At 68.0% G+C, this 14,781-nt stretch carries 14 protein-coding genes and 1 riboswitch; of the genes, 6 read left to right on the plus strand and 8 right to left on the minus strand.

All coding sequences use genetic code 11. The annotated features are described in order from the left end of the window. Nucleotides 1–2: 2 nt before the first annotated feature. The 6 genes from ribBA to glyA form a co-directional block, all read right to left on the minus strand. A complete protein-coding gene (gene ribBA, locus J2X58_RS10610; RefSeq protein ID WP_090180153.1) occupies nt 3–1,094 on the minus strand; it encodes a bifunctional 3,4-dihydroxy-2-butanone-4-phosphate synthase/GTP cyclohydrolase II in 1,092 nt (363 codons plus the stop codon). A 13-nt stretch (nt 1,095–1,107) separates the two neighbouring features. Continuing rightward, a complete protein-coding gene (locus J2X58_RS10615; protein WP_090056936.1) occupies nt 1,108–1,749 on the minus strand; it encodes a riboflavin synthase in 642 nt (213 codons plus the stop codon). 121 nt (nt 1,750–1,870) lie between these two features. Continuing rightward, a riboswitch (FMN riboswitch) is annotated at nt 1,871–2,018 on the minus strand. Between the two features lie 253 nt (nt 2,019–2,271). Further along, nucleotides 2,272–3,264, minus strand: a complete 993-nt coding sequence (locus J2X58_RS10620; RefSeq protein WP_310048663.1) for a Gfo/Idh/MocA family oxidoreductase — start codon at nt 3,262–3,264, stop codon at nt 2,272–2,274. Further along, complete coding sequence (gene ribD / locus J2X58_RS10625) at nt 3,264–4,331, minus strand: bifunctional diaminohydroxyphosphoribosylaminopyrimidine deaminase/5-amino-6-(5-phosphoribosylamino)uracil reductase RibD (RefSeq protein WP_310048664.1); 1,068 nt, start codon at nt 4,329–4,331, stop codon at nt 3,264–3,266. The genes J2X58_RS10620 and ribD overlap by 1 nt, the downstream gene beginning before the upstream one ends. A 38-nt stretch (nt 4,332–4,369) precedes the next feature. Then, nucleotides 4,370–4,885 carry a transcriptional regulator NrdR gene (nrdR, locus tag J2X58_RS10630; protein WP_090056934.1) on the minus strand — a complete coding sequence of 172 codons (516 nt, stop codon included), beginning with the start codon at nt 4,883–4,885 and terminating at the stop codon, nt 4,370–4,372. A 3-nt stretch (nt 4,886–4,888) separates the two neighbouring features. Continuing rightward, nucleotides 4,889–6,145, minus strand: a complete 1,257-nt coding sequence (gene glyA / locus J2X58_RS10635) for a serine hydroxymethyltransferase (protein ID WP_310048110.1) — start codon at nt 6,143–6,145, stop codon at nt 4,889–4,891. Nucleotides 6,146–6,352: 207 nt separating this feature from the next. Between glyA and J2X58_RS10640 the strand changes: the two genes are divergently transcribed. From J2X58_RS10640 to J2X58_RS10655, 4 genes are all read left to right on the plus strand, one after another. After that, nucleotides 6,353–7,330, plus strand: a complete 978-nt coding sequence (locus J2X58_RS10640; protein WP_310048112.1) for a hypothetical protein — start codon at nt 6,353–6,355, stop codon at nt 7,328–7,330. A gap of 141 nt (nt 7,331–7,471) precedes the next feature. Then, nucleotides 7,472–9,130, plus strand: coding sequence for an energy-dependent translational throttle protein EttA (ettA, locus tag J2X58_RS10645; protein WP_090056927.1), 1,659 nt, complete (start codon nt 7,472–7,474; stop codon nt 9,128–9,130). Nucleotides 9,131–9,271: 141 nt separating this feature from the next. Further along, entirely contained in the window at nt 9,272–10,084 is an 813-nt protein-coding gene (gene pyrF, locus J2X58_RS10650) for an orotidine-5'-phosphate decarboxylase (RefSeq protein ID WP_310048113.1), read from the plus strand. A gap of 123 nt (nt 10,085–10,207) precedes the next feature. After that, entirely contained in the window at nt 10,208–10,591 is a 384-nt protein-coding gene (locus J2X58_RS10655; protein WP_139206108.1) for a DNA-binding protein, read from the plus strand. A 22-nt stretch (nt 10,592–10,613) separates the two neighbouring features. Here J2X58_RS10655 and def read toward each other — a convergent pair whose 3' ends face one another. Beyond that, nucleotides 10,614–11,150 carry a peptide deformylase gene (gene def / locus J2X58_RS10660; protein WP_310048116.1) on the minus strand — a complete coding sequence of 179 codons (537 nt, stop codon included), beginning with the start codon at nt 11,148–11,150 and terminating at the stop codon, nt 10,614–10,616. A 186-nt stretch (nt 11,151–11,336) separates the two neighbouring features. Between def and J2X58_RS10665 the strand changes: the two genes are divergently transcribed. Next, nucleotides 11,337–13,412 carry a carbon starvation CstA family protein gene (locus J2X58_RS10665; RefSeq protein WP_090056919.1) on the plus strand — a complete coding sequence of 692 codons (2,076 nt, stop codon included), beginning with the start codon at nt 11,337–11,339 and terminating at the stop codon, nt 13,410–13,412. Nucleotides 13,413–13,422: 10 nt separating this feature from the next. Beyond that, the gene (locus tag J2X58_RS10670) at nt 13,423–13,620 is read left to right on the plus strand and encodes a YbdD/YjiX family protein (protein ID WP_217642661.1); all 198 of its coding nucleotides are present in this window, start codon (nt 13,423–13,425) and stop codon (nt 13,618–13,620) included. Nucleotides 13,621–13,837: 217 nt separating this feature from the next. Here the strand turns inward: J2X58_RS10670 and J2X58_RS10675 are convergent, their stop codons facing one another. Further along, nucleotides 13,838–14,776, minus strand: a complete 939-nt coding sequence (locus J2X58_RS10675) for a hypothetical protein (protein ID WP_310048120.1) — start codon at nt 14,774–14,776, stop codon at nt 13,838–13,840. Nucleotides 14,777–14,781 lie beyond the last annotated feature (5 nt).

The following is a 14,781-nucleotide window of genomic DNA, read 5'->3' on the forward strand; positions in this document are numbered from 1 at the left end:
GCTCACCCCGCCTGCTCGACCACCTCGAGCCCGAAGCCCGCGATGCCGACGAACTTGCGCGGCGTACCCATCACGCGCAGGCGCCTGACGCCCAGCTCCGCGAGGATCTGCGCGCCCAGACCGAGCTGACGCCACTCCTGGTCGTCCTTCGGCGCAGGCATCGGCGCCGCGTCGCCTTTCAGGCGCGCCAGCAGCGCTTCCGGCGTATCGGCGCCGGAAAGCACCAGCAGCACGCCGCGATCCTCCGCGTCGATACGGCGCAACGCGTCGGTCACCGTCTGGCCGAGGTCTTCCCGTTTCAGGTGCAGCACGTCGGAGAGCGTGTTGCGCACGTGCACGCGCGTCAGCACGGGCTCGCCGTCGGCGATGTCGCCGCGCGTGAGCGCGAAATGCAGGCCGTTGCGGATCGCGTCGCGGAAGGCGACGAGGCGGAAACGACCGAACTCGGTGTCGACGTCGTCGGCGAACACACGCTCGACGGTCTTCTCGGTTTCGAGCCGGTAGCGGATCAGGTCCGCGATCGTGCCGATCTTCAGCCCGTGCTTCGCGGCGAAGATTTCGAGCTCCGGGCGGCGCGCCATCGAGCCGTCGTCGTGGAGGATCTCGATCAGCACCGACGCGGGCTCCAGGCCCGCCAGCGCCGCGAGGTCGCAGCCCGCTTCCGTGTGGCCGGCACGCGTCAGCACGCCGCCCGCCTGCGCGGTCAGCGGGAACACATGCCCGGGCATGGTGATGTCCGCCGGCTTCGCGTCCTTCGCCACGGCCACCTGCACGGTGCGCGCGCGATCGTGCGCGGAGATGCCCGTGGTGACGCCTTCGGCGGCCTCGATCGAGACGGTGAAATTGGTGTGGTACGGCGAATTGTTGTCGCTGACCATGGGCTTCAGGCCCAGCTGGCGCGTGCGCTGCTCGGTCAGCGTGAGGCACATCAGGCCGCGTGCCTCGCGGACCATGAAGTTGACGTCTTCCGGACGCACCTTCTCGGCGGCCATTACGATGTCGCCTTCGTTCTCGCGGTCTTCGTCGTCGAGGATCACGACCATGCGCCCCTGGCGCAGGTCTTCGAGGATCTCGGGGATGGTGTTGAAGGGCATGGGTCGTATCCGCTCAGGCGAAGCCGTGCTGTTTGAGGAAGGCCTCGTCGAGGCGCGGACTGCCGCCGCTGCTGAGCAGGCGCTCGATATAGCGCGCCACGACGTCGACCTCGATGTTCACGGCGTCGCCGGCGCGGCGCGCCGAGAACGCGGTGTGCTCCACCGTGTGCGGAATCAGGTTGACGCCGAAGCGGTTGCCCTCGACCTCATTGACCGTGAGGCTGGTGCCGTCGATGCACACGGAGCCCTTGTGCGCGATGTAGCGCGCCAGGTCCGAAGGCACTTCGAAGGTCCAGCGCAACGAGCGGCCATCGGGCACCACCGAGACGACCTTGCCGGTGCCGTCCACATGGCCGGACACGAGGTGCCCGCCGAGGCGATCGGCGAGGCGCAGGGCCTTCTCGAGGTTCACGGGATCGCCGGCCTTGTGCCTGCCGAGCGTGGTATGAGCGAGGGTTTCGTTCGAGACGTCGGCCGCGAAGCTGGCGGCGTCGAAGTCGATCACGGTCAGGCAGACGCCGGAGACGGCGATGCTGTCGCCGAGGGCGACGTCGGCCATGTCGAGGCCCGACGTATCGACGGTGAGGCGGACGTCGCCGCCACGCGGCTCGAGGCGCGCGATGCGGCCGACGGCCTGGATGATGCCGGTGAACATGTCAGCGACCTCCCCGGAAGGAGGCGACGCGCATTTCGGTTTTCATGAAACGTTTCCCGCGGTGGTGAGCGAAAAACGCCCCAAGGCATGGCCTGCGCGCGCCCCTGCCGGAGCGTGCGGAGACCGTCTTCTTTCATCCGGACTATGACCGTCGGCTCCGGCATCGGACCGGATCTGCTGACCTTCCGACGGAGCCGGAAGCGCTCGCGGGCTCGTTCCTCGCGGAACCTACCGCCGGTGGGGAGTCGCACCCCGCCCTGAAGACGCTGTGGAGGCGCAAGGATAGCATGTGCCCGCCTTGCACCCGATCCAGTGGGGGCGGCGTGGACCCAAAAAAAGGGGGCGCGACAGGTGGGAGCCGATCGTATCGGCGATTGGGTGCTCGCCTCAGGATTGCCCGCTATCGCGGGATCGCCGATGCGATCGGCTCCCACCCTTCGGTAGGCGGCACAGCTCAGAGCGCCGCTGCGGTACGCGCCATCACCCGGCCTGCCTCGCGGCCATGCAGGCGCTCCTCGGCGATTACGCGAAGCGGCCCAGCACCTGGTCCATGACCCAGCTGGTGCGCGCACCGGTGCGCGCGGTCGAGGGGCAGGTACCCTGCCCCGTGAGTTCCGCGACGATGGACGCGATCAGCGGCTGCTGGATGTGTTCGGGATTGGCGACGACGATGTCGTCCACGCGACCGTCCGTCTCGACACGGATCGGCCCGTCGCCGAACGTGGCGAAGACGAGGCGGCCGCGATCGCCGACGATCTCGACGCGATCCTCGCGACGGTCGGCCGCGAAGTTCCACAGCCCGGTTCCGAGCACGCCGCTGTCGAAGCGGAAGGCCATCGCCACCGTGTCCTCCGCGGGATAGGCGCCGAGCTGGTTCGAGACCATGCCGCGCGCGTCGACGATCGGCCCCAGCAGGAAGTCGAGGATGTCGAGGGTGTGGCAGCCGATGTCGACGAAGATGCCGCCGCCGGAGATCTCGGGGCGCACGGTCCAGGGCAGGTTCGCCGGATCGCGATAACGCGCTTCGAAGGGATGGTGCAGCAGGACGTTGACGAGGCGCGGCGTGCCGATCGCATGCTCCGCGAGCAACGCCGCGATGCGCCGGAAACGCGGCAGCATGCGGCGGTAATAGGCGACGAAGACGGGCACGCCGGCCGCTTCGCCCGCATCGATGATGGCCTGGCATTCGGCGTGATCGATCGCCATCGGCTTCTCGACGTAGACCGGCTTGCCCGCGGCGATCGCCATCAGCGCGTACTCGCGATGGCTCGAAGGTGGCGTCGCGACGTAGATCGCGTCGACCTTCGGATCGGCGATCAACGCGGCGGCATCGTCGTACCAGCGCGGCACGCCATGGCGCATCGCGTAGTCACGCGCCTTCTCGCCATCGCGGCGCATGACCGCCACGAGCGAGGAGCCGGGGATCTTCTGGAACGCGGGGCCGCTCTTCACTTCGGTGACCGCCCCGCATCCGACGATGCCCCAGCGGACCTGCGCGAGCGGACGCGCCGGAATCACCGGGCCAGCGGCCGAAGCTGCAGTCGCGTGTCGTCGCCGACCTGACGGCGATCGACGGTCTCGAGCTTCCAGCGCGCCGCCATGTCGTCCAGCGGCGGCAGCGTCAGCATCGGCCGGGCGCTGCTGCCGAGCAGGATCGGCGCGACGTACACGAGCAACTCGTCGGCCAGGCCGGCGGCCAGCAAGGCACCGCACAGGACGGGGCCTGCCTCGACGTGCACTTCGTTGACGTCGCGCAGGGCGAGCGTGTGGAGCGCGGCGCGCAGGTCGAGGCCGCCGTGATCGTCGCGGCGGACCGTGCTGCGCTCGACGGTTTTCAGATGCGCCGGCACGACGGCGTCGGGCGCGTGCAGCAGCAGGGTCGGCGCCGCGCCGTCGAGCACGTTCGCACCGGCGGGCGTGCGCAGACGGCTGTCGAGGATCGCGCGCAGCGGCGGCACGAACGGCTCGTCGCCGGGCAGGCGCACGGTGAGTCGCGGATCGTCGGCGAGGACGGTACCGCTGGCCGAGAGGATGGCGGACGCGCGAGCGCGCCAGCGCTGCACATCCGCACGGGCGGGCTCACCGGTGATCCACTTCGACGAGCCATCGGCCAGCGCCGTGCGCCCGTCGAGGCTCATCGCGAGCTTCACGCGAACCCAGGGACGTCCGCGCTCGATGCGACTGAAGAAACCGATGTTCAGTTCACGCGCCTGATCGCGCATCAGGCCGACCTGCACCCCGATACCGGCCTCGCGCAGTTTCGCGATGCCCGCACCGTCGACCTTGTCGAACGGATCCTCGTGCGCGATCACGACGCGACCGACGCCCGCGGCGATCAACGCATCCGCGCAGGGCGGCGTGCGGCCGAAGTGGGCGCAGGGCTCGAGCGTGACGTAGGCGGTGGCGCCGCGCGCCGATTCGCCGGCCTCGCGCAACGCGAAGATTTCCGCATGCGGCTGACCCGCGCGCGGATGCCAGCCGGTACCCAGTACCGTCTCACCGCGAGCGATGACGCAACCGACGCGCGGATTGGGCTGGGTGGTGTGCATGCCCCGCGCGGCGAGACGCAGCGCATGCGCCATGTGGACATGGTCCATGGCGGGGAAGAACGGACGCGACATCAGGACTTGCGTCCTCGCCTGGCCGCCTCGAGCAGCGGCAGTTGCAGCCCTTCCATCGACGGCAGGTCGCGCTCCAGCTTCTCGATCTCCTCGCGGAACGCGTGGACGTCCTCGAAGCGGCGGTAGACGGAAGCGAAGCGCACGTAAGCGACCTGATCGAGCTTCTTCAGTTCGCGCATGACGAGCTCCCCCACCTGGCGCGACGGCACTTCGCGCTCGCCGCTGCGGCGAAGGTCGTCGACCACCGCGCGAACGGCGGTGTCCACGGCGTCGCTCGCCACCGGGCGCTTCTGCAGGGCGCGCTCGAAACTCACGCGCAGCTTGTGTTCGTCGAACGGCTCGCGGCGATCGCCGGATTTGACGATCGCCGGGAGCTTCAGTTCGGCGGTTTCGAACGTATTGAAGCGTTCGCCGCACTGCGGGCACTCACGGCGGCGACGCACCGTGCTCCCGTCCTCCGTGAGGCGGGAGTCGATGACGCGCGTGTCTTCATGCTGGCAGAACGGACAGTGCATCGATCAGCCGTAGGCAGGGAACTTCGCGCACTGCTCGGTGACCTTCTTGCGCACGGCCGCGATCACGGCCTCGTCGCCCGGCGCGTCGAGCACGTCGCAGATCCACGTCGCCAGTTCGATGGTCTCGGCTTCCTTGTAGCCACGCGTGGTGATCGCCGGCGTGCCGACGCGGAGGCCGGACGTGACGAACGGCGAACGCGGATCGTTCGGCACGGCGTTCTTGTTCACCGTGATGTGCGCCTTGCCCAGCGCGGCTTCGGCGTCCTTGCCCGTGACGTCGCGACCGATCAGGTCGATCAGCATGAGGTGGTTCTCGGTGCCGCCGGACACGACCTTGTAGCCGCGTTCGATCAACGTCTTCGCCATGGCCTTCGCGTTGGCGACCACCTGCTTCTGGTAATCGGTGAAGGCCGGCTCGAGGGCTTCCTTGAACGCGACGGCCTTGGCGGCGATCACGTGCATCAGCGGGCCGCCCTGGATGCCCGGGAAGACGATCGACTGCAGCTTCTTCTCGAGCTCCTCGCCCAGGCCCTTCGCCACGATGATGCCGCCGCGCGGACCGCGCAGCGTCTTGTGCGTGGTGGAGGTGACCACGTGCGCGTGCGGCACCGGGTTCGGATAGACGCCCGCGGCGACGAGGCCGGCGATGTGCGCCATGTCGACGAAGAGGTACGCGCCGACCTTGTCGGCGATCTCGCGGAACTTCGCCCAGTCGAGAATCTGCGAATAGGCGGAGAAACCGGCGACGATCATCTTCGGCTTGTGCTCGACCGCGAGCTTCTCGATCTCGGCGTAATCGACGAGGCCGGTGTCCGGGTCGATGCCGTACTGCACGGCGTTGAACAGCTTGCCGGACATGTTCACCTTCGCGCCGTGCGTGAGGTGACCGCCGTGGGCGAGGCTCATCCCGAGGATCGTGTCGCCCGGATTGAGCAGGGCGAAATAGACGGCCTGGTTGGCCTGCGAGCCCGAATGCGGCTGCACGTTGGCGTAATCGGCGCCGAAGAGCTTCTTCAGGCGGTCGATCGCCAGCTTCTCGGCGACGTCGACGTATTCGCAGCCACCGTAGTAGCGCTTGCCGGGATAACCCTCGGCGTACTTGTTCGTCAGCACCGAGCCCTGGGCTTCCATCACGCGCGGGCTGGCGTAGTTCTCGGAGGCGATCAGTTCGACGTGGTCTTCCTGGCGGCGGGCCTCGCCCGCGATGGCCTGGGCGAGCTCGTCGTCGTAACCGGCGATCGTTGCATCCTTCGGGAACATCTGAACCTCGTGCGGGGAGCCATGGGAAAGGGGAAAAGTGTAGCCGACGTGGGGGTTTGCAGCCAGCCGGACAAGGGCCGGAACGCCGGTTTGAGCGATCCCCTACGTCCCGACAAGCAGTGGGCCGACTCCGCCCCACGGGCGCGGCACCTAGGCTGACCACGGGCGCCCTAACGCCCACCCTCCCCCTCCCCAGGAATGGACACCATGCGACTGCGACACCTCCCCCTTGCACTGGCGCTCGCCGCGGGCTGCCTGGCGACCGGCCCGGCGGCGAACGCCAGCTCCTCCACGGCGGCGTTCGACGCCGCCCTGGCCGCCGGCCACGCCCCGGCGTTCGCGCTGGAATACGACGGCGTCATGCATCGGATCGCGGGTCTGGACCGGCTCGAGATCGAGCTCGAAGGTCCCGACGGCCAGCCCGGAGCCATCTACGCGGCGCAGGTCGACGGTCGGCCGGCCACGATCGTACGGCTCGGCGATCGGCTGGACATCGCCTACGACGACGAGAAACCGTCCGCGGCCGACAGGGCGAAGCGCTCCGGCGAATGGATCGCCGACTATGCCGGCCTCGACGACCTTGCGGGCATGGACGACGAAAACCCACCCGATCCGGAAGCCGACCAGCCCGGTGGCGACGGCCTGAACGTCTGGATATTCCTCCACGACAACGCGAACGAGCCGGACCACGCGCGCTTCGTCAACTGGTACACGGCCTGGTGGCTCAAGGAGATGAAGAACGACGTGATTCCCGGGAAGCCCGTCCGGGTGTTCCTGAAGACGCACGTTCCCGGCCTCACCGACCTCGACTACCACGCCGGCACCCAGGTCGATCGACTGCACGACGTCCACCTCAGGGGCTTCGAATACGTGGACGGCGTCGGCGGACACCCCGGCCTGCTGACCCGCTACATGCTTTTCGTCGACAAGCCGGCGGGCAACTGGGGCTCGAACGCGGTCGGGGTCGCCCTCGACCGGGGCAAGTCGGCCATGGCGAGCAGGACCGGCCCCCGGCACATCGTCGCGCATGAACTGGGCCACACGATCGGGGGTGTCCACGAGCACGCGCAGACCTTCCCCTGCGCCAGCAGCATGGCGGGCTACGTGCTGGCCACCATCAGCTGCCGCTGGTACACCTCGGCCAACCAGCGAAACATCCGCGAGTTCCTTACGCCGCTGCTCTGACGCACGTCCCCGGGGCCCTCGGGAGGGGGTCCCGGCACCGCGCATGGCCACCGCCCCGTCACCCCGACCGGTTATAATCGGGGTTTGCCTGCCCGGAGCACGCTCGTGCTCCCCCGGCCCGCTTTGCCTGACGGAGCACCCATGCAATACATCTACACCATGAACGGGGTGAGCAAGATCGTCCCCCCGAAGCGCCAGATCATCAAGGACATCTCGCTCTCCTTCTTCCCGGGCGCCAAGATCGGCCTGCTGGGCCTGAACGGCGCGGGCAAGTCGACGGTGCTCAAGATCATGGCCGGCGTCGACACCGACTTCCAGGGCGAGGCGCGCGCCAACCCGGGCACCAAGATCGGCTACCTCGCGCAGGAGCCCGACCTCGACCCGAACAAGACGGTGCGTGAAGCGGTCGAGGAAGGCGTCTCGGAAGTGCTCGACGCCCAGAAGCGTCTGGAAGAGGTCTACGCCGCGTACGCCGAGGAAGGCGCCGACTTCGACAAGCTCGCCAAGGAGCAGGAGGCCCTCGAAGGCATCCTCGCGGCGAACGACGCCCATGCCCTCGAGCGCCAGCTGGAAGTCGCCGCCGACGCGCTGCGCCTGCCGCCGTGGGACGCGAAGATCGGCCCGCTGTCGGGCGGCGAGAAGCGTCGCGTGGCCCTGTGCCGCCTGCTCCTCTCCAAGCCGGACATGCTCCTGCTCGACGAGCCGACCAACCATCTCGACGCCGAATCCGTCGACTGGCTGGAAACGTTCCTGCACGACTACCCCGGCACCGTCGTGGCCGTCACGCATGACCGCTACTTCCTCGACAACGCCGCCGAGTGGATCCTCGAGCTCGACCGCGGCCGCGGCATTCCCTGGAAGGGCAACTACACCGAGTGGCTGGAACAGAAGGACCAGCGTCTCGCGCAGGAAGCCAACCAGGAAAAGTCGCGCCAGAAGGCGATCAAGAAGGAACTGGAATGGGTGCGCTCGGCGGCGAAGGGGCGCCAGTCGAAGGGCAAGGCGCGCCTGAACCGCTTCGAGGAGCTGAACTCGGTCGAGTACCAGCGCCGCAACGAAACCAACGAGATCTTCATTCCGCCGGGCGAGCGCCTGGGCCAGGAAGTGATCGAGTTCCGCAACGTCACCAAGTCGTTCGGCGACCGCGTGCTGATCGAAGACCTCTCGTTCAAGATCCCGGCCGGCGCCATCGTCGGCGTGATCGGTCCGAACGGCGCCGGTAAGTCGACGCTGATGAAGATGATCATGGGCAAGGAATCGCCGGACTCCGGCGAAGTGAAGCTCGGCCACACGGTCAAGCTCGCCTACGTCGACCAGTCGCGCGACGCCCTCGATCCGAAGAACAACGTCTGGCAGGAAGTCTCCGGCGGTTCGGACATTCTCACGATCGGCAACTTCGAAATCCAGTCGCGCGCCTACATCGGCCGCTTCAACTTCAAGGGCACCGACCAGCAGAAGATCGTCGGCCAGCTGTCCGGCGGTGAGCGTGGCCGCCTGCACATGGCCAAGACGCTGCTCCAGGGCGGCAACGTGCTGCTGCTCGACGAACCGTCGAACGACCTGGACGTCGAAACGCTGCGCGCGCTCGAAGACGCCCTGCTCGAATTCCCGGGCTGCGCGGTGGTCATCTCGCATGACCGCTGGTTCCTCGACCGCATCGCCACGCACATCATCGCGTTCGAAGGCGATTCGCACGTCGAGTTCTTCCCGGGCAACTACAACGAGTACGAGGCCGACAAGAAGCGCCGTCTCGGCGACGACGCCGGCCCGAAGCGCGTGAAGTACAAAAAGCTGGTCTGACGCAGACCTGCCTTCGGTGCAGGAGCGGACCCGGCCGCGACAGCTTTTCGCGATACGCGGCAGGACCTGTCGCGGTGAGTCGAAAGGCTGTCGCGTCCGGGTCCGCTCCCACCGCCTCCACCCGACGCCGCGAGTAAATCCATGAACTTCATGACCGCCCTGAAGGACGCCTGGCGTCGCAACGACTCCCTGGTGTGCGTGGGACTCGACCCGGAGCCGGGCCGCCTGCCGGCGGGTCTTTCGGGCACCGAAGGCATCTTCGAATTCTGCCGGGACATCGTCGACGCGACGGCCGGTTCGGTCTGCGCCTTCAAGCCGCAGATCGCGCACTTCGCCGCGCAGCGCGCCGAAGACGTGCTCGAGCGCCTGATCCGGCACATCCACGATCGCCATCCCGGCATCCCGGTCATCCTCGACGCGAAGCGCGGCGACATCGGGTCCACGGCGAAGCATTACGCCATGGAAGCGTTCGAACGCTACGACGCCGACGCGGTCACCCTGAATCCGTACCTCGGGCACGACTCCGTCGCGCCTTTCCTGGAACGCGCGGACAAGGGCGTCATCCTGCTCTGCCGTACGTCCAATCCGGGCGGCAAGGATTTCCAGGCGCTCGACTGCGGCGGCGAACCGCTGTACATCCGCGTGGCGCAGACCATCGCGCGCGAATGGAACGGAAACGGCAACTGCGCGCTGGTCACGGGCGCCACCTGGCCGGAAGAACTCGGCCGCGTTCGCAGGGAAGTCGGCGACATGCCGTTGCTCGTTCCCGGCATCGGCGCCCAGGGCGGCGATGTGGAAGCGGTGGTTCGCGAGGGCAGGACCGCCGGCGGCACAGGCCTGATGATTTCCTCGTCTCGCGCCATCCTCTACGCCGGCAGTGGCTCGGATTTCGCCGACGTAGCACATCGGGCGGCGGAAGAAATGAGAAAATCGGTCAACTCTTTCTTATCGTAAGCTTACAAGCGAATAGCAGTCGCAAATTGTACGATTTAGCAACTGCAAAAGGCTTACGCTGCTACTCCGCGCTATCGAACAATATCGGGCTAGAAGCGCCATAGCGTTCCACCGGAGTTGTCAATGCCACTTACCAACCGAGGTTTTTCCCAACGCCTGCATGTCGCGCTGGACATGGCTGGCGTGAAGAAAGGCCGCGGCCGAATCACGCAGCTGGCCGATCTGTTCGACGTCAGCCGCGAAACCGCCCGGAAATGGCTCAGCGATCTCGGCCTGCCCGAACTCGAGCGCCAGATCGACATGGCGACCCGTTTCGGCGTGAACTTCGAATGGCTCGCGACCGGCCGTGGCTCGCCCAACGGCGCCACGGGCGTCCGCGAAAGCCCCGCCCTCTATCGCGCCGATTCCCGCGAGCAGCTACGTCTCGTGGGCCTGGTCAGCCGCATGCCGAAGGAGCGCCGCAAGGCGCTGCTGGTCATCATCGAAGCGCTGGCCGACGCCGAATAAGAACGCGGGGTGTCGCGCGCGCTCAGTCGTCCGCGACATCCATCCCCGGAAAGAGCACCTCGGTGAATCCGAAGCGCGAGAAGTCCGTGATCCGCGACGGATACAAGCGCCCGATCAGGTGATCGCATTCGTGCTGGACGACGCGCGCATGGAATCCTTCGGCGACACGGTCGATGGGCGCGCCCTGCGGATCGACACCGGTGTAGCGGATCCTCGCGTAGCGCGCGACCACGCCGCGCAGGCCGGGCACCGACAGACAGCCTTCCCAGCCCTCCTCCATCTCGTCCGAGAGCGGCACGATCGTCGGGTTCAGGAGAATCGTTTCCGGCACCGGCGGCGCATCGGGATACCGTTCGCTGCTGTCGAAGCCGAAGATCACCAGCTGCAGGTCGACGCCGATCTGCGGCGCGGCCAGGCCCACGCCACCGACATGGTGCATCGTCTCGAACATGTCCCCGATCAGCGCATCGAGCTCGGGTGAACCGATCATCTCGGGCGGCACGGGCGGCGCGATGCGCAGGAGGCGCTCGTCGCCCATCTTCAGGATCTCGCGAATCATGGGGGTCCCGGGGAATGGGGGAGCCTCCAGCATGGCGCCGAAACGCCCACCGCTCAAGCGCGGAGGCACGCCGCCGGTCCCGCGGCCATTCGACCAATGGCTAATACGTGAAACCCCGCGCGGCGATTGACCCCCGCGCCGACGGGGACGACCCTTGGTTCATCCGCACGGGGAGCTCCAAACACCATGAACAGCGCCATTCCCAAACCCAGTCCCGCGGGCAAGCTCCTGTGGGCTGCCATCGCCATCGTCGGCGCCTGGTGTCTCGGCGTCGTCGCCTTGCGCCGCGGCGAACCGATCAACGCGATCTGGCTGGTGACGGCGTCCATCGCCGTCTTCCTGATCGGTTACCGCTTCTACAGCCGGCTGATCGCCAACCGGGTGCTGCAGCTCGACCCCACCCGGGCCACGCCCTCGGTGCTGCGCAACGATGGCCTCGATTACGTGCCCACCGACCGGTGGGTGGTCTTCGGTCACCACTTCGCCGCGATCGCGGGCGCCGGTCCGCTGGTGGGCCCCGTCCTGGCCGCGCAGATGGGTTACCTGCCCGGCACGTTGTGGATCCTCGTCGGCGTGGTTTTCGCCGGCGCGGTGCAGGATTTCATGATCCTCGGCCTCTCCCTTCGCCGCGACGGCCGATCCCTCGGCCACATGCTGCGGGCGGAGCTCGGCGAGGTGCCCGGCGTGATCGCGATGGTCGGCGTGCTCGTCCTCATGATGATCGTGCTGGCGGTGCTGGCGCTGGTCGTGGTCAAGGCGCTGACCCACAGCCCCTGGGGTACGTTCACCGTCGCGGCGACGATTCCCATCGCGCTGCTGATGGGCGTCTACCTGCGCTACATCCGTCCGGGACGGATCCTCGAAGTATCGATCATCGGCCTGATCCTGCTGCTCGCATCCATCTGGTACGGCAAGGTCGTCAACGACACGCCGGCCGTCGCGGCGCTGTTCGATTTCGACGCCAAGGCCCTCGCCTGGCTGCTGATCGGTTACGGCTTCTTCGCCTCGGTGCTGCCGGTGTGGCTGCTGCTCGCGCCGCGCGACTACCTCTCCACGTTCCTGAAGATCGGCACGATCCTGCTGCTCGCGCTGGCCATCTTCCTCGCCGCGCCGACGCTGCAGATGCCGGCGATCACGAAGTTCGTCGACGGCACCGGCCCGGTCTTCGCGGGCAACCTGTTCCCGTTCCTGTTCATCACGATCGCCTGCGGCGCCGTGTCGGGCTGGCACTCGATCATCGCCTCGGGCACCACGCCGAAGCTGCTGGCGAACGAAGGGGAAGCCCGCCTCGTCGGCTACGGCGGCATGCTGATGGAAGCCTTCGTCGCGATCATGGCGCTCATCGCCGCGGCGTCGCTCCACCCCGGCGTGTACTTCGCGATGAATTCGCCCGGCGCCCTCGTCGGCACCACGGCCGAGCAGGCCGCGCAGACGATCAGCAGCTGGGGCTTCCTCGTCACGCCGGCCGAACTGACCGACACGGCCCGCAACATCGGCGAAGGGACGATCCTCGGCCGCGCCGGCGGCGCACCCACGCTCGCCGTCGGCATGGCGCAGCTGCTGCACAACGTCATGCCGGGCAAGGACATGATGGCGCTGTGGTACCACTACGCGATCCTGTTCGAAGCGTTGTTCATCCTCACCACCGTCGATGCCGGCACGCGCGTCGGCCGCTTCATGATCCAGGAACTGGCCGGCATGGCCTGGGCGCCGCTGAAGCAGACGGAGTCGTGGCTCGGCAACGTCGTCGCCACGGTCATCTGCGTCGGACTATGGGGTTACTTCCTGTACCAGGGTGCGGTCGATCCGCTGGGCGGCATCAACACGCTGTGGCCGCTGTTCGGCATCGCCAACCAGATGCTGGCCGCGATCGCGCTGATGCTGGCCACGGTGGTCACCGTCAAACTCAAGCGGGAACGGTACGTGCTCGTTCCGGCGGTGCCCGCCGCGTGGCTGGTGATCTGCACCCTCACCGCCGGCTGGCAGAAGCTCTTCGACGAGAAGATCAGCTTCACCGCCGCCGCGAACAAGTACGCCGCCGCGGCCGCCGAGGGCAAGCTCCTCGCGCCGGCGAAGACCGCCGAGGAAATGCAGCGGATCATCACGAACAACCGCGTCGACATGGTCCTCACCGGCCTGTTCATGCTGCTGGTGCTGACGATGCTGTTCTTCTCCCTGCGTTCGATCGTCCGCGCATGGAAGGCCAACCGGCCGACCGCGCAGGAAGAGCCGTACGTGGCCCTCTCCAGCGTGACGGGCTGAGGAGCGGATCATGGCGACCATGCATCCGGGATCGCTATGGCGCTGGGCGGTGCAAACCGCCCGGCTCTGCTGCGGCGTGCCCGACTACGACGTGTACGTGAAGCATCTTCGCGAGCACCACCCGGACCGGGCGGTGCCGTCCTACGGGGAGTTCTTCCGCGAGCGACAGGAGGCGCGCTATCGAGGGACCGGCGGGCGCTGCTGCTGAGTTTCTCGGGCAGGAGCCGATGCGAACCGCTCGCGACAACCGGTCGCCCGGCGGTGGATCCCGGTTTGCACCGGGATGACGGCGAGGCGGCTCGAACCGCTCCCGCCCTCCTCACGTCGCCCCGGCGCACGCCGGGGCGATCGGTCTTCGCGACGCGCCATACGAAAAAGCCCGGCGAGAGCCGGGCTTTTCTTTGTTCCGACGCGCGAGAAGCGCCTCAGAGATCCTGGTGATACTGCACGTAAGGCGTACGCGACTGATCGGGCTCCGGACCCACCGGGCCGCTGGGCGCGTTGCCCGACGACCACACGTTCTGCGCACCGACCGACAGTTCGCCGCGCCATGGCAGGCGCCACGTGACGCCGAGATCGATCGCGCTCCAGCGACGGTCCGGATTCAGGCCGTTCACCGCGTTGGCTTCCGGCTGCATGGTGCGGCCGGTGATGAGGCCCGAGAGCGGACCGCGGTCCACGCCGAAGCTCAAGGCCTTCTGGTCGACGGAACCGATGCCGAGCAGGTTGCCCGGCAGGAGCCGGATGCGGCCGATGCTCGCGCCGAGGTCGATGCCGCTGCGCGCGCCGAGATCGACCCGGCCGTGCGCGTTGAATTCCGTGCTGGACGAGAGCGCGCCGATCGGGAGGCCCGAAGCGGTAGCCAGACCAGGCAGCACGCGCGGCAATGCCGCGCCCGTGCCGGTCGGGCGGCTGGAACCCACGCCGAGGCCGACGCTGTAGCCCGAGCCGCGATACGTGGCCCCGACTTCGCTGCCGACGATGCGCGGAGGAGCCCCCGGCGTGCTGCAACGATCGCCGCGGCTACCCGCGCCGCAGGATTCGGCCGAATTGATCCAGCCCTGTCCGCTCACGCTGGCATGCGCCTGGACGCGCGGGCCGATGTCGTACTGGAGGCCGCTGGTCAACGCCGGACCGGACTCCACCGGCCGCAGGGCCAGGGGCTGGGTCGGATCGGCGCGATCGTCGGACCGCAGCGAGAGAGCGCGACCGTCGGGAGCGCGCCAGAGCGGCACGCTGGACGGATCGGTCGGGCCGCCGGCGCCGAGCAGACGGTTGGCCGTGGCGTCCTGCCCGACCGGCGCCACCTGTCCTGCCGCGGCGAGCGGCATCAACAGAAGCATGGTCAGTAAGGAACGGCGCATGGAGT

This window comes from Luteibacter sp. 3190 (genome assembly GCF_031456385.1).
Lineage (GTDB): Bacteria > Pseudomonadota > Gammaproteobacteria > Xanthomonadales > Rhodanobacteraceae > Luteibacter.